The organism is Sporomusa sp., from assembly GCF_035561255.1.
In the GTDB taxonomy this organism is placed as follows: Bacteria; Bacillota; Negativicutes; order Sporomusales; family Sporomusaceae; genus Sporomusa.
Genome location: NZ_DATMXX010000342.1, coordinates 20262 through 42602, shown reverse-complemented (window position 1 = coordinate 42602; position 22341 = coordinate 20262). Strand labels below are relative to the sequence as shown.

The window sequence follows — 22341 nt, the reverse complement described above, 5'->3', positions numbered from 1 at the left end:
GGCATAAAACGAATGGGCTAATAAGTATTGTAGCCTTTTGGCTTTGTTCTTGTTACCTGCCACTGTTGCCTTGGCGATTCGGGTTTGTAGCCTATTAACATAGTTTTCAGCTAATACCCAGTCAATAGTTTCCCATTGGTGGGTTAGTTTTCTTGTGTCCTTTAGCCTCTCGGTGTTATCCGTCGTTGAGTTACTAAAGTTCATAGGTTTACCATCCTTCCTTGCCAAGAAATACCACAGGATAAGTCAGCACCCTTTCGAGTTAGGGCAAAGTTTGAACCCCTATCTTCTTTCATTACAAAAGTCGCGTTCGCTTTTTATCCTTTTCTTCTGCCCCCTATGCTGTTTCATCCCCTTGCGGTTTGATACCTCATTTGCATGAGGAGCATGTAGGGTTTACCAAGTTCCGCATGATACATAGTTGTGAAAGCCTTAGGAGTCACCTTTAAACCGGGAGTTCTTCATCCATTCGCATTGGTTTGACAGTTAGCCTTTGCTTGACTCCTTACCATTTTGGTCGAAGCGTTTCAGCCTATTTCGCTTCCTCCAGAGTAACGATTCCTACGGTGATTCACTTTACGTTCTCCATAGCTTTCTTACCCTAGCAGTTGTCCCAGTTTTAGGCTACTCGGACTTCCGCATTGTCTCGTGAGCTTTCTAACCCGGACGTTACCATCTACGCTAGTCACGATAGGGTTACCCCGAATGGATGGGGTAGCCTTTCGGCAATATATCACGCGACTTCTTGTCGCACATGAAATCCCTGATCAGAATGTATAATCGCCTCAGGGTGGATGTTTCCTCCCAAGCTTTCCTGTAATCGGTCCAGCGTTTTCATCACGAGATCCATTTCTAGAGAAGTCGATAGATGGTAAGCCAAAATCTCTCTTGTCGATCCGTCTTTAATAACCGATAGGTAAGCCTTACGCCCCTCGGCATAATATAGATAGGTAATATCAGTTAACAGGACCTTTTGTGGCTCGTGGTGATCAAACTTGCGCTCTAGCAGATTACACACCGTTTTATGCGATTGAGTTGCCTTTGCCATTTTTCGATAGGGGTTCTTACGTCTCACCACCGTAACCAAATGGAACCTTTGCATAATACGCAAAATCTTCTTGTGATTCATGACAATTGCGCACTCTTTTTCTAGATTCATCTTTATCGTGCGCCAGCCACCCTTTCTTTTACTAGCGCTAAATATTTTTTCAATCACTTTATAATCTTCTCTGTCATTCTCTTCTCTTTGGTAGCGATTAGGGGCTGCCTTCAGCCAGGCATAGAATCCGCTACGGCTAACTTGCGCTATCTCACATAAGTAACTAACCATCCGATACTTCGGATATTTTCGTATGACTCGGTATATGATTTGGAACTTTTCTACAGCATTTAACGCCCTCTTTCTTTCTCCCGTATCTTTTTTAACAGTTCATTTTCTGCTTCAAGAAATTTAATTTTGGCCTCAGCCTTCTTTAGCTTATCTTCAATGGACGATTCTCTGAGTGCTAAACGGGTACCTTTTGTATTTCGTCCCTCTTCCCTCAGACCTTCCTCGCCACGCTGTTTGAAAACGATACGCCACCTTTTGATGCAGACAAATGGCTTATCATCTCCTATTAGTTGAAGATTGAAGCCATTGTCGATAAAAATTTGTCTAGGCTTCTTTCCGGATAAGTATTCTTTGACCGCTCTAATTTTAAAATCGGGATGATATGAGATATAGCGGTCAGTTACTTTCTCTACATTGGGGTTTCTCAGAAGGATGTGTTGATCAGATTCGCTATAGAAAATATTACTCACTAAAATTCCGCCTCCGGTAATTAATAATTTCATTATAGACATTTATTCGTCCTATGAACATACAAAAACCCCGATACGGACTTTTTAATAGTGTCCATTATCGGGGTATCAGTTCACACTCAAACAGTACGGATTTCTTAACGGAATACCGCCCGGCTTTTCTCCTGCGGAGCGCTTTTTCCGGCAAAGGCCGGGGGTTACCGGGGTTGCGGGGACACCATCAAAAAAGGGTCAGGCGGTGCCTGACCCTTTTTACTAATGTTTAAAATGTCTCATACCGGTAAATATCATGATAATCCCATGTTCATCAGCTACTTTAATTGAATCCTCGTCATGGACCGAACCGCCAGGCTGGATAATAGCAGTAATACCGGCCTCAACCGCTGCTTGCACCGTATCGGCAAACGGGAAAAAAGCATCTGATGCTAAAACTGCCCCTCTGGCCTGCTCGCCGGCCTGAGCCAGTGCAATGCCGGCAGCACCTACACGATTCATCTGGCCTGCCCCCACGCCCAGTGTTTTATTGTTGTTGGCAATAACAATCGCGTTAGACTTAACATGTTTTACAACCTTCCAGGCAAATAGCAGCTGTTCCCAATCTGCCGCTGTCGGCTGGCGTTTAGTGACCACCTTCATCGCATCTTTCATAGCGGTAGTCATATCCGATTGTTGTAACAGTACCCCGCCAGCCACCGACTTAACATCAAGACGGGTGCTGTCAGGCTGGGATAGACCCGCCGCCAACAGACGAACATTCTTCTTTTTTGTCAGAATATCAAGAGCCTGCTGGCTAAATGCCGGCGCAATCACTGCTTCGGCGAAAAGCTCACTGATAAGCTGTGCAGTATCTGCATCTACTTCCCGGTTTACGCCGATAATACCGCCATAAGCGGATAACGGGTCAGCCTGATAGGCTTTATTATAGGCTTCGGCCAAAGTCTCACCAATCCCGGTGCCGCAAGGGTTGGTATGTTTGATAATAGCAGCAGCCGGTTGCTCAAACTCAGCAGCAAGTGCATAAGCGGCTTCCACGTCGACAATATTATTAAACGACAACTCTTTGCCATTAAGCTGCCTGGCATTAGCCACACCCGGCCCGGAGTAATACTGTTCACAATAAAATGCCGCCGCCTGATGCGGGTTTTCCCCATAGCGCAGGTCTTGAGCCTTTTCATACACCAGATGCAGTGTTTCCGGGAAAAGCCCCTGTTCAAGCTGCCCGCTTAAATAGCGGGAAATGTAAGCATCATAACCAGCCGTGTGGCTGAAGGCCTCTTGTGCCAGTGCCATGCGGCTTTTAAAATTTACCTCACTGCCGGTGGTCAGTTGGGCAATGATTTCCCCGTACCGCGCCGGATTGACAACAACTGTTACGTAGTGAAAATTCTTAGCCGCGGCCCGAATCATAGCCGGACCACCAATGTCAATGTTTTCTACAGCGTCATCTAAAGTCACGCCCGGTTTCGCGACAGTCTGACGGAAGGGATACAGGTTGACAGCTACCAAGTCAATGCCTGTGATCTTATGTTCATCCATTGCCGCCTGGTGACTGGGATTATCGCGAATAGCCAATATGCCGCCATGAATATAGGGGTTAAGTGTTTTAACCCTACCGTCCATGATCTCAGGAAAACCAGTAACTTCGCTGACATAGGTAACAGGTATGCCTGCATCTTTAATGGCTTTCATAGTGCCGCCTGTTGAAACAAGCTCAACACCAAGGTTATGTAATGCATTAGCAAACTCAACGATGCCGGTTTTATCCGACACGCTTAAGAGCGCACGTTTAATCTTCATCAGTATCCCTCGCTATCCCTCTACTCTTTGTCAATTATACGTACACGCCGACCTTCGAAATTCAGTCGCCCTTCACAATATAAAGCAAGAGCGCGGGGATACAAAATATGTTCGGCGTGCAGAATACGTTCAGATAAGGTCTCCGCTGTATCGTCTTCCATAACCGGTACAGCTTCCTGCAGAATGATCGGACCGGTATCCATTCCTGCATCAACAAAGTGGACAGTACAGCCCGTAACCTTCACCCCATATTCCAGGGCTTGCTGCTGGGCATCTTCACCCGGAAAGGCCGGGAGCAGCGAGGGGTGAATATTGATGATTCTTCCGGCAAACCGGTCAATAAAAGACTGGCTCAAGATACGCATAAAACCGGCTAACACGACCAGTTCAACATGATGAATGGTAAGTTCCTCGGCAACAGCCGCCTCAAATAGCTGGCGGCTGGCAAACAGATTCCGGTCAATACACAGCGCCTGAATATCCGCTCCGGCCATACGTTTGAGCACATTAGCCTCCGGATTATCACTGATAACCACGCCAATTTTGGTATCAAGCCTGCCTGCCTGGATAGCATCAATGATCGCCTGCAGATTGCTGCCTCGACCTGATGCCAATACACCGATTACCGTTTTATTCATATCTCAGCCTCCTACTTGAGTTCGACCTGACACTCGCCGGCGACAACCTTGCCGATAATATATGATTGTTCATCCCTTGCAGCAAGATCAGCCTGGACAGTTGGCACTTGTTCAGCCGGTACAATTAAAATCATACCGATGCCCATGTTAAATGTCCGGAACATCTCAGCTTTTGCAACACCGCCCCATTCCTGCAACAGACTAAAAATAACCGGCCCGGGCCAGGCACCGGAATCAATCTCCACACCGCAGCCTTCAGGCAATACGCGGGGAATATTATCATAAAATCCACCGCCGGTAATGTGGACCATACCATGAATATCAAACTTTTCAATAAGCGGCATACAGGTTTTAGGATACAGGCGGGTCGGTTCCAATAACTCTTGTCCCAGCGTACGTCCAAGCTCCGGGATGTAAGCATCAACACTAAGCTGCTTAACATCAAAACAGATCTTACGCACAAGCGAGTAGCCGTTGGAATGGATGCCGCTGGAGGGCAGGCCAATAAGAACATCGCCAGGTGCTATCTTTTCGCCTGTTATAATTTTATCCCGGTCAACAACACCTACCGCAAAACCAGCGATATCATACTCGCCATCCGGGTAAAAACCAGCCATCTCGGCCGTCTCACCGCCAATAAGAGCGCACCCTGACTCACGACAGGCCATCGCCACACCGCTGACAATAGCAGCAACCTTTTCCGGTTCAAGCTTGCCAACAGCCAGATAATCCAGGAAGAAGAGCGGTTCAGCCCCCTGCACCAGGATATCATTGACACACATAGCCACCCCATCCTGACCAATGGTGTCATGCTTGTCGGCCATAAAAGCTATTTTAAGCTTTGTGCCCACCCCGTCGGTACCACTTACAAGCACAGGCTGGCGGTACTTACCGGCATTAAGTGCAAACAACCCGCCAAAACCACCGATATCACCCAAAACCTCAGGGCGGTAGGTAGAACGTACATGGCGCTTCATTAATTCAACAGCTTTATTGCCAGCATCAATATCTACCCCTGCATCACGGTAGGTAAGTTCAACATTAGTTTTTTGGTTGTCGGTCATGTTTTGACCTCCTGCTCTATTCATTTACTCGCTTTTAGGCTCAAACAGAAATTTATTATTCGCACAATCACCGTCACAGGGTGTTTGCGCCGGATAATCACAGTTAAAACAGGCGTTGCACAGCGTTTTTTGCTGGATATTGTCAATTGACGCATGCAGTCCTTCCAGTGTCAGGTAATGGAGTGAGTCAGCACCAATAAACTGCCTGATCTCCTCCACCTTTTTGTAAGAAGCAATAAGTTCCTTACGGGCTGAGGTATCAATGCCGTAATAACAGGGGAATCCGATAGGCGGAGAGCTTACACACATGTGGACAGCTGTAGCACCGGCATCCTTTAGCATACGGACAATTTTCCCGCTCGTAGTACCACGCACAATGGAGTCATCAACCATGATAATCGACTTGCCTTTAACCACCGAGGCCACAGCGTTCAGTTTGATCCGAACTCCCATGTCGCGTTTTTTTTGTTCTGGTTGGATAAAGGTACGCCCGATGTAACGATTCTTCATCAGGCCTTCGGCAAAAGGGATGCCTGATTCATGACTGTAGCCCAAAGCGGCAGTAGTCCCCGAGTCAGGTACCGAGATAACAATATCGGCTTTAAACCGGCTCTCACGCGCCAGCGTACGCCCCATGCTAAATCTGGCTTGATATACACTCTGGCCGTCTATAATGCTGTCAGGGCGGGCAAAGTAGATATATTCAAAAACACAGCCGGCCCGGCGGTCAGATTCTGCAAAGCGCCGGGATGCCACACCACTGTCATCAATGATTACCATCTCACCCGGCTCAATATCACGGACAAACTCTGCACCCACAGTATCAAGTGCGCATGACTCGGATGCCAATACCCAACCTTCTCCCAAGCGCCCAAGGCACAGCGGACGAAAGCCATGTGGATCGCGCACGCCGATCAACTTGGTTTCGGTCATGATAACAAGGCAATAAGCGCCCTGAACATTAGTCAGGCTGTCAATGATTTTTTCCTCTACTGCGGGCTTGGTGGAGCGGGCAATCAGATTCACTAAGACCTCACTATCGATTGAGGTTTGGAATACGCTGCCTTTATGCTCCAGCTCTTCACGTATTTCATGAGCGTTGGTCAGATTGCCGTTATGAGCTAAACTGATTTGGCCTCCGGAATAATTGACTAACAGTGGCTGCGTGTTGCGCAAGAGGCTTGAACCGGTTGTCGAATATCGAACATGACCAATGGCAATACGCGCCGGCATATCAGGCAAATTATGACGGAATACCTCATTCACCAGCCCCATGCCCCGTTGTACATCCATAACAACGCCGTCAGTGACAGCTATGCCCGCACTTTCCTGGCCCCGGTGCTGCAGAGCATACAGACCCCAGTAAGTATTAAGTGCAACATTCTCCTGACTGGCAAAGATACCAAATACGCCGCATTCTTCCCGCCATTTATCACTTTGCATATCGTAAAGCATTAGGAATTCTCACCTGTCAGTCTTTTCAGCACTTCCTTGTACGCTTCCTCAACATTGCCCAAGTCACGGCGAAAACGGTCTTTGTCCAGTTTCTGCCCGGTCTCGCTATCCCAGAACCGGCAGGTATCAGGCGAAATCTCATCACCTAGCAGCACCTCGCCCTTATGAACACCAAATTCAAGTTTAAAATCGATCAGTTCCACTTGCTTGTCTTTTAAGAAAGCGGCGAGAATTTCATTAATTCTCAGGGCATATTTTTCCATAGTTTCAACCTGTTCAGGCGTAGCAAGACCAAGTGCTTTGATGTGATAGTTATTTATCAGCGGATCGCCCAGTGCATCGTCCTTGTAATAAAGCTCAATGATCGTAGTGGGCAGCTTGCGGCCTTCTTCCCAGCCGATGCGCTTAGCCAGGCTACCGGCGGCAACATTGCGGACAACAACCTCTACTGGCAGGATATCCAGTTTTTTGACCAACATTTCACGATCATTAAGCATCCTGACAAAATGATGGGGAATGCCTTTCTCGCCTAAAAGATTAAAGAAAAAAGTTGAGATCTTATTGTTAAATACCCCTTTATTACCAATAGTGCCACGTTTCTCACCATTGAATGCTGTAGCATCATCCTTAAAGTACACCAGCAATTCATCCGGATTTTCAGTGGCAAATACTTGCTTTGCTTTTCCTTCATACATAGGTTTCTGATTCATAAATTTCTGCCTCCTTTAAATGTCCCAGTAGATTTTTTAAACTACTTTATGCAAAATATATAGCTTATCTCTGAGCAGCGAGTTTTTCAGCCAAACGGGCATCTTTTTTTTCTACTTCATCTGCCATATTCTGGCGATGAGCAGTCAATTTATCCGCAAGTTCGGTATTGTGCACCGCCAATATCTGGGCGGCAAATAGCGCCGCATTTTTGGCACCATTAATGGCCATAGTGGCTACCGGAATGCCGGCTGGCATTTGGACGATACTCAAAAGAGCATCCATACCGCCGAGCGGGGTGGCATTAACAGGGATGCCAATCACCGGCAGGGTTGTAAAGCTGGCAATAACCCCCGGCAGGTGTGCGGCTGCTCCTGCCGCGGCAATGATGACCTGTACACCACGGTCTTTTGCCCCGGCCACAAATTTGTGTACCTTATCAGGCGTACGGTGGGCCGATGCTACTAATACTTCTGTATCAATACCAAACTCGTTCAATTGAGTAACAGCAGGCTCAAGAACCGGCCAGTCAGAATCACTTCCCATGATAATTGCTACTTTCATATCCTCATCCTCCCGCTTGCTATCACAATAATATAATATCCAATAATATGACAGGCATAATATAGTACAGGCTGAACAATAAGTAAGTGCCAATAGATAATCCTGTAAGTAAACCCAGATATTTCTTATAAATATCTGGGTTTACTTTCCCCGTCATTCAGCCAGGAATATGAACCGGAATACGACAAGCACAGCCAGAATATAGACGATCCAGTGTACTTCGCGGCCACGGCCGGTAACCAGTTTTAGCAATGGGTACATCACCAGACCGGCTGAAATACCATTAGCAATACTATAGGTAAATGGCATCATTACAATAGTTAAGAACGCAGGTAACCCCTCGGTAAGGTCACTAAAGTCAATGTGCCGGACAGACTCGATCATTAACGCACCGACAATAATCAGCGCAGGGGCAGTAGCCGCATCAGGGATTAGTCCTGCAAGCGGGGCGAAAAACAATGCTAAAAGAAAAAGCACACCACAGACAACAGCAGTCAGGCCAGTACGGCCACCGGCACCTACACCAGCGGCGCTTTCAACATAAGCAGTAATCGTACTGGTCCCCAGCATAGCCCCCAAACTGACACCGGTGGCATCTACCAGCATCGCTTTGCCAATACCAGGGAACTTACCTTTCTTGTCCATGAGACCGGCTTTGGAAGCTGTACCTACCAGGGTACCCATGGTATCAAACAGTTCTACAAAGGTGAAAGTAAAAACAATAGCCATCAGCCCCATATTCAAAGCACCCATGATATCCAGTGCCAAAAAGGCATTATTGCTAAAATCCGGCATGGCCACAGGGCTAAAGCCGGCAGGAATTTTAACAACGCCCATGATAATCCCCACAACGGTGGTAGTAAAAATACCAATCAACATCGAACCTTTTACCTGACGGGCCATCAAAACACCAATAAATATAAAACCAAAAACAGCCAGCAATACTTCCGGATGGGCAAGTTTTCCCATCTCAATGATAGTTTCAAAGCTAAGAGGGGTTCCATTGCCTTTAGCAGTGACAATTTTCTCCAGAGTCGGTGGGATAAGAGATAATCGAATGCTCATAATGCCAGATAGTTTTAGACCAATGATGGTAATAAAGAGACCAATCCCTACTGTAATTGCATGCTTCAGAGTATTGGGCATGCCCTCAACAAGCAACTGGCGTACTTGAGTAACAGTAAGTAAAATAAAAATAAGACCAGAAATAAATACGGCACCTAGCGCAACCTGCCAGGAAACCCCCATACCAATAACAACTGTAAAAGCATAAAAAGCATTCAGCCCCATACCGGGAGCCAAAGCAATCGGGTAATTAACAAATACGCCCATCATGATTGATACTAACCCGGCGCCAATTGCTGTCGCCAGGAGCACCGCATTCTTGTCCATACCGGCAGAACCCAGAATACTAGGGTTTACAAACAGTATGTAGGCCATGGTCATAAAGGTTGTAATCCCCGCGATTACCTCAGTTTTGACATCAGTTTTGCGGGAACTGAGCTTAAATAATTTTTCCAACATTTCCCTTTTTCTCCCCTTTGGTAGTATAGTTAGAGTGTTACCTTAAACACTACGGCTTATCCGAAAACGCCAAAAAACCCTAACAGGGAATTTTCGCATGATACTATAGAGCGAAACTTCCCCGCCAGGGTTTTTATCCCATCGGTGTAGTGTTACTAAGTAACACCTGCGCCACTTGGTCACAGCCCACAGCCTATAAAACGCTATGCGGAACCCTAGGCGCACTTTCACTCGTAGTCCGGCGATTTACGGTCGCCTGGTAGAGACTTTTGAGCCATATCCTCAAATATATACGAGCATTATTTATTTACTTGTATTGTACCAGCAGTGGACAAAATATGTCAATAAAAAAATCGAACTTTAAGAATCATTTTAGAATTATCGTTCGGAAACTCGCGTCTCCCTGTTATTTCAACAGCGACATCTTAATCTTAACAACTGCCTTTTTAACCTTGCAGGTCTGATGTAAAGTACAGTTAGGGCGATGCACATCCCAAGGAAAGAATATTGCGTACATGCCTTCAGTTAAAACCAGGTCTGTTTCCTGTTGGACAGTCTTGTAGAAAATAGCGTCTTTGGCTGCAAGCTCATCAGACAAAACCTCATTATCCTCTGTCAGCAAGCTGTAGGCTATCAGCTCCTCACCTGCAATGAGGTACTGAATATCAAGGTAATCAACATGGGCTTCGGCCCTGCGTGCTTCCCGTGGCTGGGTTTCATATTCATTGATTGCTACATAAATATCTTTTCCTTCAATCTCATGCTTACCGGCAGGCAGCTCAGCCACGTTGGTTTTCGCAAGATACTCAAGCCCTTTGACAAGGGCCTGGGGAAGTAGTGGTGCATCTTTTTCCAGGGTTGAAATGTGTCCAAAAATCATAGGTACTCCTCCAATGCTAATTAATTAGCCTTCTGGCGCCAAGATAGCGCGGCTTCCAGTAGGCTTCATCAAGCCGGCTGATCATTACGCCACGACTGGAAGAGGCGTGGATGAATTTGCCATTGCCGGTATAAATGCCTACATGAGACGCACCTGACGCATAGGTGGTGAAAAACACCAAATCTCCGGTCTTAAGTCCGGCTCGCGCAACCTTCTTGCCTGTTTTATACTGAACATCGGTTGTACGCGGTAATTTCTTACCATGCCGGTCATACACATATTTGACAAATCCCGAGCAGTCAAATCCGGCAGGGGATTCACCACCAAACCGGTAGGGTGTTTTTAAATATTTTTCTGCAGTCTTAACAATATTGCTTGGTATCGACTCTTGCTTAACCGGCGTCTTCGCCGCAGCAAATACAGGAGAATTTGCCAAAACAAGCATAAAAAATATTAGGCATACGGCACAAAACTTACAATATAGCCGCATAGAACCACCTCTGATTCAGTATTTAGCTTGTCATATTCTTCGGCAAATTTCCCTCAATTCCTCTTTTTTTACATTATTTGCACTCCTACCCTGGTGAATTCACCACAGATAATCCGCTGACAAACTACGCCTGCCAGTTTCGCCCTAATGCGTATATAATACATGTTCCAGGTTGAAGATATCCAGTATTTTGCCAACCATACAGTTTATTAGCTCATCCACAGTTTCCGGCTTATGAGAAAATCCGGGCGCTGCCGGCATAACCACTGCACCAGCCTGGGCTAAGGTAAGCATATTTGACAAATGAATGGTGGTCATCGGCGTCTCACGCGGCACGACCACAAGTCTCCGTCCTTCTTTAAGTGTAACATCTGCCGCTCTTGTCAGTAAGTCTCGTCCACTGGCCGTTGCCAGAGCACCTAATGTATGCATTGAACAGGGCACAACGACCATACCGCCTGTTTTGAACGATCCGCTGGCCAATGCGGCAAACAGGTCTGAGTTTTCATAAACCGTAGCATGGGCGCTGATATCCGCCATAGTGAGCCCGCACTCATATTCAAGCACCTTACGGCCCATATCAGTATAAATGGCATGCACCTCAACCCCAAGGTTAGAAAGCACTTTTATTAAAGTGTAGCCATAGATGGCTCCGCTTGCACCAGTGACACCAACAGCTAACCGCATAATCAATCCTCCAGTTCAAACGCTGTATTTTATAATTAAGTAGTCGTCATAATGAGTAAAGCCGCTAGCTTGATAGGCCTTACCAGCAGGCACATTATCTTTCCGCACCATAAGCACCGGTAGTTTACAATAGCCCTGAATACGGCGGCATAATTCAGCAATGAGGATTTTACAGTAGCCTTTTCCCCGGCTGCTTTCACTGGTATACACGCCGCCAATTTGGCTAATCCGATTGGTAGTCACCTGAATAATAGCCTGGGCTTTAGGGACACCGCCCTCAAGCAAGAAAACCAGATCTTCCCCAGGCCCCCGGTCATCAATGAGCTTAGCAGCCAGTTCACTGTTAAACCGGCGCATAAATCCCTGCCGGTAGGCTTCGACAACAAACCCCAGTGCGGCTGACCGCTCAACCTCTCCCGCATCAGCAATCCGGACTGAGGGGGGGATAGCCGACCACCTAACCGCCCGGTTAATCAGAAAATTACTATCCTCATAATTTAAAATCTTTTTATACTGACTAAGAGCCAGATTGAGAGGTTCTACAACCTGTTTCATTCCAGCCAGCACCTCAAACCGGCGCTGACGCATTATTTCCACAAAGCCATTAACGGCGCCTGGCACCTCAAAATGCGGGATAACACTGCCTAAGTTAAAAAAGGTCAATATGCCCTTTAGTATGCCGGCTTCAAAATAGCCATAGTAATCCCCACAGCGGCGGTTTATTCTGTTATTGTCAATTCCACAGCGTATAATATTTCCATTAAGAAACACTGTTTCTAAATAATTTCGTTCCAGATACGCCTTGACCTCGCAGATATCGCCGCCTGTCAACAATCTAATCACGCTAATCCGCCTTCCCGGGACTAAGAGGTTGCCTACAGGCCCTAAATACTATTTACAAATCATACTATAAATCGAAACGTTGCTTGTTTCAAGGTTTAGTTGTTTACTTCCTCATTTTGTGCAATAAAAAGCCAAATCGGTAAGTAAAGGAACTGATATTTGGCTTATTGCCAGCTTATTTCATTTTTTCACGGAGAATACGTTTTAAAATCTTACCTGTCTGGGTCTTCGGCAATGCATCGACAACGACAAAGTCCCGTGGTATTTTATAGGCGGCAATGTTAGCCTGAAGGTATTCCCTCACTGCCTTTTTATCCAGGGTATCCCCTGGTGCAATTACAACATAGGCGCGGGCTACCTGACCACGCAGTTCATCGGCAACACCAATCACGCTTGCCTCTATAATGCCCGGGAAAGAGTATAGCAGTTCCTCAATCTCGCGCGGATAAATGTTTTCGCCGTTTGATATGATTAGATCCTTTAACCGGTCAACAACAAAGAAATACCCCTCATCATCCTGACAGGCCAGATCGCCGGTATAAAGCCAGCCGTCCCTAAGCGCATATGCATTCTCTGCCGGTAGATTAAAATATCCCTGCATTACACTTGGTCCCCGCACAATAATCTCACCAACCACACCTGGCAGTAGTGCCTGACCGTCAGAACCAACCACTTTGACCTCCAAGCCCGGGAGTGACTTGCCAATGGAACAATATTTGGGCTTTTGCACCGGGTTAAGAGCTACTACCGGTGAAGCCTCTGAAAGGCCATAACCTTCAAGAATCTGTATTCCGTATTTTTCAGCAAACTGCCTGGCTACCTTTTCCGGCAGCGAAGCACCACCTGATATCAAATATTTGATACCGGCAAAATCACCCGGTTCCCCAATACGGGTAAGGAGATTGTACATCGGTGGCACACCATAGACAACCGTTACCTGGTAGTCCTTGATGGCAGCAAGGGTCTCTTTAGGCGCGAAAGCTTCCAGTATTGTAATTGCAGCACCACACAGCAGAGAGTTAAGAACAGCGCATGTCCAGGCAAAGCAATGATACATCGGCAACACACACAATACATTGTCGGTAGCGGCTACCGGCAGCATCTCCCTGAAGGCCTTGGCATTGGCTACAAGATTATTATGGGTCAGGACAGCCCCCTTGGGACTACCTGTTGTACCGGAGGTATATATAATAGCACAAGGACTGTTTGTGCCAAGAGTGCTGTCAAGCAGTGGAGCTGCCGGTGAACGGTCCAACCCTGGTTGGAAGTCCGCAATAACAAGTTGCATAACAGGTTGCGGGCAGCCCTGCTGACTAAGTTCAGTGTCAATCGCTAAGCGCTCCATAGTAATCAGCCGCTTCATTTCGGCATCTTTAACAATAAAGGCAATTTCCCGGGCTGCCAGTTGAAAATTCAGCGGCACAACAACAGCCCCAAGACTGACAATAGCCATGTAGCAATATACAAATTCCGGCGAATTGCGGGAAAACAAACCTACATTTTCTCCCATCCGGATACCTGATTCATAAAAATAATTGCGGTATTTCTCTACTTGTTCCTGAAGCTGCCTATATGACACACTGTCTTTGCCGGCAAATGCTCTATTATCTTTTGCTCCCTGAAGAATAAGATTATGAACAAACATGAATACACCCCTTCTATTAGTAATGCTGGAAAAACAGCTGCTTGTTATATTACCCCACCTTACACATAGCATTAGAATAAACGAAAGTAAGCACCTAGCGGTGGATTACTAGTATTGCCGTAATGGCCTGGATAATTAACAATTGGCACTAAGATAAGACTGGCTTTTGCCAAAACCCAGTGGGCAATGGCACCGGCCAGTCTTTGTGTCTAGCGTTTTGAATGATGTTTCATCTGGTTATGGAGTTCGCTGAGATCCTCCCCGACCAATATTTTTCAATGGTCGCAGAAGAAAACCCGCTATTAATTAAACTTTCAGCGGGAATTCCGCGACCGTACTACTAAATAAAGGCCGGCGACAGACTGCAGTTTACACATAAAACAACACTCCTTTTTGTTAATGCTTCTATTATATCAAACCAGCACCAGCAGCAACAGGCATAGGTTGTGTTAATTATAACAGATTTACGCCTACGGCTTATGGCATAGTTTAACTAATAATAAATAAAAAGCCTGACCATGATAAGTCAGGCTTGATTGATTCTAAAGATTGTCTTAAATACTGATTTTTGCGCCCAAGAGCTCAACAAAGGCTCTTAACCAAGCCGGATGATTTGGCCAGGCTTGGGCTGTTACTAAATTACCGCTGATAACAACCGGTTCATTTTTCCATTCGGCGCCAGCCAGTTGGCACTCAGCCGCACAGGCTGGATAGGAGGTTACTGTTTTGCCTTCAAGAACTTTGGCCGGAGCCAAAAGCTGCGTACCATGGCAAATGGCAGCTACCGGTTTACCGGCAGCAAAGAAATCCTGCACCAGTTTAACAGCCTCATCATACATCCGGATATATTCAGGAGCACGGCCGCCAGGAACGACCAGACCGACATAGTCTTCTGCCTTGGCATCCTTTGCTGCGATATCAACAGCAATACGATGGCCTGTTAGTTCAACATAAGTGTCTAAACCGGTAAAATCATGAACAACAAGCTGTACCATATCACCAGCACTCTTATTGGGTACGGCTACGTCAACCTGATAGCCAAGCATCATGAGTGCTTGCTGTGGTACTTTAACCTCATAATCTTCAGCGCAGTCCCCGGTAAGTAAAAGGATTTTTTTTGCCATTGTGTGTAACCTCCTCATATCATGATATGGTTACATATTCTATAAAAGTATATTTCTTCCTGCTGCATTCTCTACATCATACCCCACTGACACCGGTATTCCAAATAAATTTGGTATTCCCGGTCAGCAAAACCGTGGTCTGCCAGCAATTGCCGAGCTATTATCTATATTCCATCACCATGCCTGCCTTCAAATACAGCATTTTTGTTCTTTTGAAGAAAAGTAATGACTTGGCCATCACGAATGATGATAATGATCTCATTAATATCTTTTCCCTTCACAGGGTTGCTCTGTTCATACTGTACTACATGCTCTTGGTAGTGATCTGACATATCTAATCCTTCTCTCCTTGCCCTCAACAATTAAAATTCTTTGCTAATGCCTTTCTAACTTCACTTATATACCCAGTCGCAATTAAGACTTCAATTAATCCATAAGACTCAACTAATCGCAATAAAGGGATATTACATTGCGCCAATGTTTCTGCCATAGTTATCATTGAACTCAGCAACGGCTGTCCGCTGCGCCCTCGCACCGATAGCTTTACACAGTCGGTAACGCTGTCAGGATAAACCTCAAGTTTTTCAAGAGAACGGTAAACTGAATCCACTAACCGGCTTTTTACGGTGAAACTAACCTCACCTGGCTGAATTGATACCATATCAAAAGCCATTCCGCACTTTTCCAGTGCAGTAAAAGCTTCTATAACCCAGTCATGACCATCCTGCCTTGGGCAATTAATTCGAACAAGCGTAACAGACTTGTCATAAGTAATACTAATAGCCTGATCTTCCTTGGCAGCACCACTCTCTACTGTATTACTTGCGGGAAAAGCAATGCTGTGAGGAACCTGTTTAAGTGTATGAAACATGAAAAAACCCCTTTCCGAGGAAAGGGGTGAATTTTTTACACACTTTCCTCTTATCTGTCAGGAATTACTCCTGCTGGAATTAGCACCACTGCAGAAAGCTGCCGGTTGCCGGGTGTCATCGGGCCAGTCCCTCGACCACTCTAGATAAGAGCTCTATTAAATTCTAAACAATTTTAACATGAAGAAACAAGTACTGTCAATATATCAGCCAAGCCAGCACCAGTTAATAAATAGTGCCGTACTTAGGATTAACCCTACAGCATTTATGCAGATCAAGCAACGAAATAATACTGTTGGCAGTTTTGCCAAAAACAGATAAAGCGGAAATACAATAAGAATAAACCGGGCCATGCTATATAGCGGATAAACGGGCGAGGTAGAAAATAAAGGTACCAAAAACCATAACCAGCCAGTCAGTACATAAGGCCAGGGAATCCTGTACCGGGGTACAGTCGATACGCAGAATAAAGCAATGAAGCCCATACTAGTAAGTAAAGTATCTAAATAAATACCGGTTTCGACAATTGGAACACCTGTGTTGATCAGGCTAACGTTGTTCCAAAAATTATCCCACGGGAGACCAAATCGTCTCCCCCAAGCTTCCTGGGAATTAATAAAAGCAAAAGGATCACCAAACATACTATTGTTATACGCACAGAAAACACCTAACGCCATTATGGGAAAAAACGCAGTTAGAACTGATACTTTTAGTTTACGTTCTACGAAATAACGCTTGGCAAACTCGTATAATAAGACAACGGTCAGCAATATCCCCAGATTCCGGGTCAGCGTCGCCAGTGCGGCAAATATTCCTGCACACCACCAGTTTTTAGTCCGAACACAATAAATACAGGCAACTGAAAAAACTATAAATACCGGTTCAGTATAAACACTGTTTAAGAAAAAAGATGTTGGTAGTGTTGCATAGGCCAAAAGCGCCCGCTGCGTTTCCTGTTCAGAAAAATCCAATAAAAACGTCTTAGCCATTACATAATAACTGATAAGTGTAAATAGATTGCACACTACAAAACCGGCTAAAACATAACCTAAACCACTGCCAGCCAATGCCTTGATCAGCAAAATGGTTACAGGGAAAAAAACTATACTTTGAATATCATAACCATGCTCAGCAATATAAGTATACCAGTGAGCATCCCATCTAATAAATTTCTCTACTAAAGGTGGAGTTCCCACTGCACCTGGATTAAGAAATCCGGCTACTTCCCGGCTGGGTAGTATGTCAATTAATAGCAGCGCAGCCAATACCAAGAGGGTATGAAAACAAAAGGTTATCGCAACCATCCTTAGGACAGCTGCATCGCGGATAACATTAGTGTCAACTATTCTGGAGAATAAATTAGCTAATATATTTCCATTAGACAAGCGAGTTGGTACCTCCAGTTTCTGAATAACTTACCATAATAGAATGCCTTTATATGATTTATAGTATTCTATGTTGATAATCTACAGAAGCATTCAATACCTCGACACAATAGTGATCCCCGCTCTGTGCCAGCATATTTATACAACCATAGTCCTGTCCAATGTGGAAAATATTCGAAACTGGCATCCCCAGGACAGAGCAGAGCAGCAGACGGTTAATCCCGGCATGACCCACTATCATAATATCGCCGGTAGTGACTGCAAGCATATCAGCAAATGCGGAAACCACTCTAGCCTGGCCTTCACTAAAACTTTCCCCGCCAGGGACACGATAATCAGCTATATTCTTCCCGCGTTTAGCATACTCTTCCGGATAATTTTCCGCAATTTCCTGAAAAGATTTCCCTTCCCACTCGCCCATAGAAATCTCCCGTATATCGGTCCTGACTAAGGGCTTTACATTTGTACTCAGGGAAATAATCCTGGCAGTAGCCACTGACCGTAACAGATCACTGCAAAAGATACTGGTAATGTTTTTTTTGCTTAATGCCTGACCTATCACTTGTGCCTGAATAACACCTTCATCTGATAAAGGTATATCAATATGACCAATATACCGGCGGACATGCTCATCGCTTATGATTTTCCCATGGCGAATTATATATATAGTCCGGCCTTTCATATCCTCTCACCACTTCCGACCTTAGACTCATTGCTACCGGAGATATTAATTACTCTTTTACCAGCCTCAATGATCAAACCCTCATCAGCACTTACTACCTCTGCCGTTAACGTTAATTGACCAGTCGATTCGGCTCCCCGAATACTTGATATTTGTCGTAAAGCGTCAAGAATGACCGATTCTTCAGGAATTCGTCCCAATACAGAAGCAGTTACCAGCAGTCTGACCGGAGAGTCATCATAGCTAATCATACTGCTGAAATTAATAATGCCAGGTACCGGGAAAAGTACCTCGTCAAGCTCAGCAATTGTCAGCCACGCGTCTATCCCAATGTGTACCCTGCCGGTTGTCCTGCTTTGTACGCGTTCCAGCCGCCGCAGCACACTGCCGCACAGACATTGACCAGGGATAAATCGCGAGATATCACCTGTCCGGTAGCGGATAAGGGGCATTCCCAGTCGTGTTAAAGTAGTAACAACAACCTCCCCATATTCGCCGTCAGGCAGTGGCTGTGCCGAAACCGGGTCAATGATTTCGATATACAGGTCTGCTTCCCGCAGGTGATAGCCATTATGCGCCGCGCATTCAAGCCCACCCCCAAGCCCCATCTCGGTCATTCCATAGTGCTCATAGACTTCGCAATTCCAAATCTGTTTCAATTCCCGTACAATCGCGAGTGGAACATAGTCTGTACTTAACAATATACAGCCTGGTGCCCAGGTACTTTTTTCCCAGTGTTCCCAATACCGGGCCATCGCCAGAATTTGAACAGGTACACCTACAAGGCAGGTTGCCTGCTCCTGACACATTCTGGCAACAGCAGCCGCTAAATTCGTTACAAGGCCATATGCAATAGGAAACACCCCACTGCGCAATAAGCCTTTGCCCAAAAGATCACCAACACTGCCAGGACGCTCACCAGGCAACATGATCAAGACCCGGTCTCCCGGCTCGGTGAAGGTTGACATACCACACCGGAAAAAGTCTGTTGTCAACTCCTGATCAGCGGCAGTGAAATAAATACGTTTGGGACTGCCGGTAGTACCTGACGTGGTAAGTGTCACCACCCGGCTGATTTGCCCCTGGGAAACACATACCATTTGCAAGCCTCGCTCGCTTACATCAGCCGGTGTTGTGAAGGGATAACCGGCAAGCTGCTCCAGTCGTTTAAGACTATCGGGTGCCACATCTGCCCAATGACATTGGTAAAAGGGACTGCGACCACGCGCACGGATTAAAGTTTCATTAAGCCGGCCCAGTTGATAGAGGCTGAGTGCCTCCCTTGTCATAAAGCCGCCAGCAACTGTCTTTTCTGTTATCCAGGCATCTAACGGTGTTACCGGGATTCCAACAGTCATGGTTTTCCCCGGTATAAAGCCCGTCCTTGCCGGTCGGTCAGGTTATAGGCACAAAAGGGGATCAACCGGTTATCTGGTCCAACAACATGTATAAAGCACTGCTTTAACCGGTCTAAATCCAAGGTCCAGGCATCCTGAAAGGCCATGCCGGACACAGCAAGCGTATAGGTATTTACACGTTCCAGGAATTCATCCAGGCTAGTTAGATCACCGGCACCCTTCTCAGATTTTCGTTGTTCCTTGTTGCTGATTTCGGTTCTTCGAGCAGCCGACCATTGCCTGGCAACGAACTGCCTGGCCTGTTTGGAGCCGTGAGTTGCACGTGTTTGACAGCAGCCGGTATTATTTTTTTCCTGGGATAAAGGTTTCAAATTTCCATCCGGCATCAACACAAAATTCCCATGAAAGGAACAATAAGCGTGTTCCCCTCCCGGAGGCCAGAAATGCCCAATTTTCATCTGACCACCGGACTGTTTCTCAATCTCCCTGATAATCAGGGGAATAGTCATACGATCCGCATCCTGAGGATCTTCCGGACATCGGCCAAAGTAGCTGACCGGTTGAAAATGGACGCCCCTTACTACCGGCATCTTACTGATGGCAAATTGCAGGATATCACCTATCTGTCCGTCATTTACACCCGGTACTAAAGTAGGCACAAGCACAACCCCAATACCATGGGCAGCACAGACCTCGATCACTTGCTTTTTAATAGTAAGCAGCGGCCTGCCGCGCAATTGGGTGTAAACGCGGTCACTCATTCCATCAAACTGTAGAAACACACAATTTAGACCTGCTGCTTTCAACTTAGCGACATACCTGTCATCAGTGGCTAACCGCAGACCATTGGTATTGACCTGAAAAAAATCAAATCCCAGTTTTTTCCCCAGGGCAATAATCTCCGGCAAGTCATCGCGAACAGTCGGCTCACCGCCTGACAACTGGATATTATACGGACCCCCGTTATTCATGAGCATCCGGTACCACCCCTCAATGACAGCCAGATCAGGTTCGGCTCTACCATCTGGTGAGGAGGCTGCAAAACAGACAGGGCAACTCAGATTACACTTGCTGGTGACTTCCAGCAGTACACAACAAGTTTGTTGGCGGTGCTCCGGGCATAAACCACAGTCAAACGGACAGCCGCTGCTGCCCGGTGTTAAGTCTGTCACTGGTAAGGCATTAGTTTGAGAGTTATTCCAGTTATGATAGTCAGGTTCCCCCTGCCATACGCATACACGATACTCACCATGCTCAGGACAACATTTCTGCAAAAACACTCGGTCACCCTGTGCCACCCGTTTAGCAGGAATACGCTGTAAACATTCGGGACAGACACTCTGCGTTTCAGAAAGCACAATTTCTTTTTGTCCATCGATGCTATTCATTATAAAAACTATCTCTCCCTTCCAGCATGCTGGTTTATCAGTTCTGTTAAAAATATCTCAAACTGCTCTTTACTGCCCTCCCAATCACCCTGTGGAAAACTAACTTTAATCACCGAATCAGCAATCACCCCTTTTACCGTGGTTCCGTCACCAAGACTTGCCTGAAAGAAAGGACGTGGAAAACTCCGGTGATATTTGACCGATCCCGTTGCACTCAGGCCTGCGATAAACCCCTCATCGGCTCTAATCGCCAGACGGTATTCAAAAATATTGGCCCCGCCAAAACAATTCTCAGCCTTCTTCCATTCAAACTGTTTCATGCAGCATCGTGCCTATGGCTTGCAGGCAATAATCAATTTCTTGCTCGGTAGTAAAGCGTGATAAACTAAAACGAACCGTTCCCGCAGGCGCAGTGCCCAGGCAAGAGTGAATCCGCGGGGCGCAATGAAGCCCGGTGCGGCAGACTATGCCAAAACTCTTATAGAGCACATCACCAACATCCTCTACCTCCCACTGCGGCAGTGTAAAGGAAATAACCGGAGTCCTTGGAGGCTCTACAGAAATTACATTAGCTCCCGCCGCAGCCAGTCCTGTAGCCAAACGCTCAGTCATGACCAGCAGGCTGTCAGTGTCAAGATTACAAATAGTTCCCCAGGTCACAGCTGCTGCTAAACCGGCAAATGCCGGGTCATTGGGTGTACCTGCCTCAAACCGGACAGGCATAACCTGCGGCATCTCCTCAAGGTCACTTTGAATCCCGGTCCCCCCCACCCATACAGGCTCGAGATCTAGTGCAGGGGATATATATAGTCCGCCGGTACCTGCAGGACCTAACAGATATTTATGCCCGGTAAAGGCTACCATATCAATCCCCCAGACTTCAGGCAACACAGGCACAACCCCCAGACTTTGTGATGCATCCAGCAGGGTAACTGCGCCAGCCTGCTTGGCCAGCCTCCCAAGCAGCGCCGCATCATTAACCGCCCCGGTAACATTAGATGCATGAGTAAAAACAGTCAGCTGCGGTTTAATCCGCTGCACAGCTGCTCCCCACACCTCAGGGTTAATCCGCCCCATTTTATCCACAGGGATAAAGTGAACATTGATTCCCCTGGTCTTAGACAAATAATTTAGTGGACGCAGGACCGAGTTATGTTCAGCAGCAGTAGTCACTACTGCTGCCCCAGGCTGCCACCGCATTCCTTGCAGCGCAATATTCAGGGCATGGGTAGCATTGGGACAAAAAACAATGCGGTTGGGTTCATTTACCTGGAGTAAACTCGCCAATAAACTGCGGCACTCTCCCGGAACATCCGGTCCACTAAAACCGGCCCTCCCGGCGTGGAATGGCAGTTTATCTATATACGCAGCCACTATTTCGTCTACCTGTGGCGCCTTTGGCCATGAAGTCGCAGCATTATTCAAGTAAACAGGCTTCAT

General features: G+C 46.4%; 24 protein-coding genes and 2 riboswitches. All 24 genes read right to left on the bottom strand.

Translation table 11 applies throughout. The annotated features are described in order from the left end of the window. On the bottom strand, positions 1-204 hold a 204-nt coding region (locus VN379_RS19405; RefSeq protein WP_325536874.1), incomplete at its 3' end, for a reverse transcriptase N-terminal domain-containing protein. 529 nt (positions 205-733) lie between these two features. After that, on the bottom strand, positions 734-1354 hold the full coding sequence (locus tag VN379_RS19400; RefSeq protein WP_325536878.1) for a DDE-type integrase/transposase/recombinase: 621 nt from the start codon (positions 1352-1354) through the stop codon (positions 734-736). A gap of 35 nt (positions 1355-1389) precedes the next feature. Continuing rightward, complete coding sequence (locus VN379_RS19395) at positions 1390-1842, bottom strand: hypothetical protein (RefSeq protein WP_325536872.1); 453 nt, start codon at positions 1840-1842, stop codon at positions 1390-1392. A gap of 213 nt (positions 1843-2055) precedes the next feature. Next, complete coding sequence (purH, locus tag VN379_RS19390) at positions 2056-3597, bottom strand: bifunctional phosphoribosylaminoimidazolecarboxamide formyltransferase/IMP cyclohydrolase (RefSeq protein WP_325536870.1); 1542 nt, start codon at positions 3595-3597, stop codon at positions 2056-2058. Positions 3598-3617: 20 nt separating this feature from the next. Continuing rightward, positions 3618-4235, bottom strand: coding sequence for a phosphoribosylglycinamide formyltransferase (gene purN, locus VN379_RS19385; RefSeq protein ID WP_325536868.1), 618 nt, complete (start codon positions 4233-4235; stop codon positions 3618-3620). 11 nt (positions 4236-4246) lie between these two features. Further along, entirely contained in the window at positions 4247-5299 is a 1053-nt protein-coding gene (gene purM / locus VN379_RS19380) for a phosphoribosylformylglycinamidine cyclo-ligase (RefSeq protein ID WP_325536866.1), read from the bottom strand. Between the two features lie 24 nt (positions 5300-5323). Further along, a complete protein-coding gene (gene purF, locus VN379_RS19375; protein WP_325536864.1) occupies positions 5324-6754 on the bottom strand; it encodes an amidophosphoribosyltransferase in 1431 nt (476 codons plus the stop codon). Then, the gene (gene purC, locus VN379_RS19370; protein ID WP_325536862.1) at positions 6754-7464 is read right to left on the bottom strand and encodes a phosphoribosylaminoimidazolesuccinocarboxamide synthase; all 711 of its coding nucleotides are present in this window, start codon (positions 7462-7464) and stop codon (positions 6754-6756) included. Before purC ends, purF begins: the two co-directional genes overlap by 1 nt. 64 nt (positions 7465-7528) lie before the next feature. Next, the gene (gene purE, locus VN379_RS19365; protein ID WP_325536860.1) at positions 7529-8026 is read right to left on the bottom strand and encodes a 5-(carboxyamino)imidazole ribonucleotide mutase; all 498 of its coding nucleotides are present in this window, start codon (positions 8024-8026) and stop codon (positions 7529-7531) included. A 153-nt stretch (positions 8027-8179) separates the two neighbouring features. Then, entirely contained in the window at positions 8180-9550 is a 1371-nt protein-coding gene (locus tag VN379_RS19360) for an NCS2 family permease (RefSeq protein WP_325536858.1), read from the bottom strand. A gap of 214 nt (positions 9551-9764) precedes the next feature. Further along, positions 9765-9866: riboswitch (purine riboswitch) on the bottom strand. 90 nt (positions 9867-9956) lie between these two features. After that, a complete protein-coding gene (locus tag VN379_RS19355; RefSeq protein WP_325536856.1) occupies positions 9957-10430 on the bottom strand; it encodes a YhcH/YjgK/YiaL family protein in 474 nt (157 codons plus the stop codon). Positions 10431-10446: 16 nt separating this feature from the next. Beyond that, the gene (locus VN379_RS19350) at positions 10447-10920 is read right to left on the bottom strand and encodes a C40 family peptidase (RefSeq protein ID WP_325536854.1); all 474 of its coding nucleotides are present in this window, start codon (positions 10918-10920) and stop codon (positions 10447-10449) included. Positions 10921-11064: 144 nt separating this feature from the next. Continuing rightward, positions 11065-11610 carry a UbiX family flavin prenyltransferase gene (locus VN379_RS19345; protein ID WP_325536876.1) on the bottom strand — a complete coding sequence of 182 codons (546 nt, stop codon included), beginning with the start codon at positions 11608-11610 and terminating at the stop codon, positions 11065-11067. A gap of 12 nt (positions 11611-11622) precedes the next feature. Then, positions 11623-12450 (bottom strand): GNAT family N-acetyltransferase, encoded by an 828-nt coding sequence (locus tag VN379_RS19340; protein WP_325536852.1) that lies wholly within the window; start codon positions 12448-12450, stop codon positions 11623-11625. Positions 12451-12625: 175 nt separating this feature from the next. Next, complete coding sequence (locus VN379_RS19335; RefSeq protein WP_325536850.1) at positions 12626-14095, bottom strand: class I adenylate-forming enzyme family protein; 1470 nt, start codon at positions 14093-14095, stop codon at positions 12626-12628. A 554-nt stretch (positions 14096-14649) separates the two neighbouring features. Next, entirely contained in the window at positions 14650-15219 is a 570-nt protein-coding gene (locus VN379_RS19330) for a DJ-1/PfpI family protein (RefSeq protein ID WP_325536848.1), read from the bottom strand. Positions 15220-15383: 164 nt separating this feature from the next. After that, positions 15384-15551 (bottom strand): hypothetical protein, encoded by a 168-nt coding sequence (locus tag VN379_RS19325; RefSeq protein WP_325536846.1) that lies wholly within the window; start codon positions 15549-15551, stop codon positions 15384-15386. Between the two features lie 23 nt (positions 15552-15574). Further along, complete coding sequence (locus VN379_RS19320; RefSeq protein ID WP_325536844.1) at positions 15575-16090, bottom strand: hypothetical protein; 516 nt, start codon at positions 16088-16090, stop codon at positions 15575-15577. A gap of 47 nt (positions 16091-16137) precedes the next feature. After that, a riboswitch (SAM riboswitch) is annotated at positions 16138-16241 on the bottom strand. 53 nt (positions 16242-16294) lie between these two features. Then, positions 16295-17473 carry a mannosyltransferase family protein gene (locus VN379_RS19315; RefSeq protein WP_325536842.1) on the bottom strand — a complete coding sequence of 393 codons (1179 nt, stop codon included), beginning with the start codon at positions 17471-17473 and terminating at the stop codon, positions 16295-16297. 58 nt (positions 17474-17531) lie between these two features. Beyond that, on the bottom strand, positions 17532-18155 hold the full coding sequence (locus VN379_RS19310) for a histidine phosphatase family protein (RefSeq protein ID WP_325536840.1): 624 nt from the start codon (positions 18153-18155) through the stop codon (positions 17532-17534). After that, entirely contained in the window at positions 18152-19513 is a 1362-nt protein-coding gene (locus VN379_RS19305) for a DVU_1553 family AMP-dependent CoA ligase (RefSeq protein ID WP_325536838.1), read from the bottom strand. The genes VN379_RS19310 and VN379_RS19305 overlap by 4 nt, the downstream gene beginning before the upstream one ends. Continuing rightward, positions 19510-20901 carry a radical SAM (seleno)protein TrsS gene (gene trsS / locus VN379_RS19300; protein ID WP_325536834.1) on the bottom strand — a complete coding sequence of 464 codons (1392 nt, stop codon included), beginning with the start codon at positions 20899-20901 and terminating at the stop codon, positions 19510-19512. Before trsS ends, VN379_RS19305 begins: the two co-directional genes overlap by 4 nt. 8 nt (positions 20902-20909) lie before the next feature. Continuing rightward, positions 20910-21221 carry a hypothetical protein gene (locus VN379_RS19295; RefSeq protein ID WP_325536832.1) on the bottom strand — a complete coding sequence of 104 codons (312 nt, stop codon included), beginning with the start codon at positions 21219-21221 and terminating at the stop codon, positions 20910-20912. Beyond that, positions 21208-22341: an aminotransferase class V-fold PLP-dependent enzyme gene (locus VN379_RS19290; RefSeq protein ID WP_325536830.1), complete on the bottom strand. Its 1134-nt coding sequence runs from the start codon at positions 22339-22341 to the stop codon at positions 21208-21210. The genes VN379_RS19295 and VN379_RS19290 overlap by 14 nt, the downstream gene beginning before the upstream one ends.

Bases quoted from the DNA above. Each gene is read 5' to 3' on its own strand.
- VN379_RS19395 (WP_325536872.1), bottom strand. From the start codon at position 1,842: ATGTCTATAATGAAATTATTAATTACCGGAGGCGGAATTTTAGTGAGT.
- purH (WP_325536870.1), bottom strand. From the start codon at position 3,597: ATGAAGATTAAACGTGCGCTCTTAAGCGTGTCGGATAAAACCGGCATC.
- purN (WP_325536868.1), bottom strand. From the start codon at position 4,235: ATGAATAAAACGGTAATCGGTGTATTGGCATCAGGTCGAGGCAGCAAT.
- purM (WP_325536866.1), bottom strand. From the start codon at position 5,299: ATGACCGACAACCAAAAAACTAATGTTGAACTTACCTACCGTGATGCA.
- purF (WP_325536864.1), bottom strand. From the start codon at position 6,754: ATGCTTTACGATATGCAAAGTGATAAATGGCGGGAAGAATGCGGCGTA.
- purC (WP_325536862.1), bottom strand. From the start codon at position 7,464: ATGAATCAGAAACCTATGTATGAAGGAAAAGCAAAGCAAGTATTTGCC.
- purE (WP_325536860.1), bottom strand. From the start codon at position 8,026: ATGAAAGTAGCAATTATCATGGGAAGTGATTCTGACTGGCCGGTTCTT.
- VN379_RS19360 (WP_325536858.1), bottom strand. From the start codon at position 9,550: ATGTTGGAAAAATTATTTAAGCTCAGTTCCCGCAAAACTGATGTCAAA.
- VN379_RS19355 (WP_325536856.1), bottom strand. From the start codon at position 10,430: ATGATTTTTGGACACATTTCAACCCTGGAAAAAGATGCACCACTACTT.
- VN379_RS19350 (WP_325536854.1), bottom strand. From the start codon at position 10,920: ATGCGGCTATATTGTAAGTTTTGTGCCGTATGCCTAATATTTTTTATG.
- VN379_RS19335 (WP_325536850.1), bottom strand. From the start codon at position 14,095: ATGTTTGTTCATAATCTTATTCTTCAGGGAGCAAAAGATAATAGAGCA.
- VN379_RS19330 (WP_325536848.1), bottom strand. From the start codon at position 15,219: ATGGCAAAAAAAATCCTTTTACTTACCGGGGACTGCGCTGAAGATTAT.
- VN379_RS19325 (WP_325536846.1), bottom strand. From the start codon at position 15,551: ATGTCAGATCACTACCAAGAGCATGTAGTACAGTATGAACAGAGCAAC.
- VN379_RS19320 (WP_325536844.1), bottom strand. From the start codon at position 16,090: ATGTTTCATACACTTAAACAGGTTCCTCACAGCATTGCTTTTCCCGCA.
- VN379_RS19310 (WP_325536840.1), bottom strand. From the start codon at position 18,155: ATGAAAGGCCGGACTATATATATAATTCGCCATGGGAAAATCATAAGC.
- VN379_RS19305 (WP_325536838.1), bottom strand. From the start codon at position 19,513: ATGACTGTTGGAATCCCGGTAACACCGTTAGATGCCTGGATAACAGAA.
- trsS (WP_325536834.1), bottom strand. From the start codon at position 20,901: ATGAATAGCATCGATGGACAAAAAGAAATTGTGCTTTCTGAAACGCAG.
- VN379_RS19295 (WP_325536832.1), bottom strand. From the start codon at position 21,221: ATGAAACAGTTTGAATGGAAGAAGGCTGAGAATTGTTTTGGCGGGGCC.
- VN379_RS19290 (WP_325536830.1), bottom strand. From the start codon at position 22,341: ATGAAGCCTGTTTACTTGAATAATGCTGCGACTTCATGGCCAAAGGCG.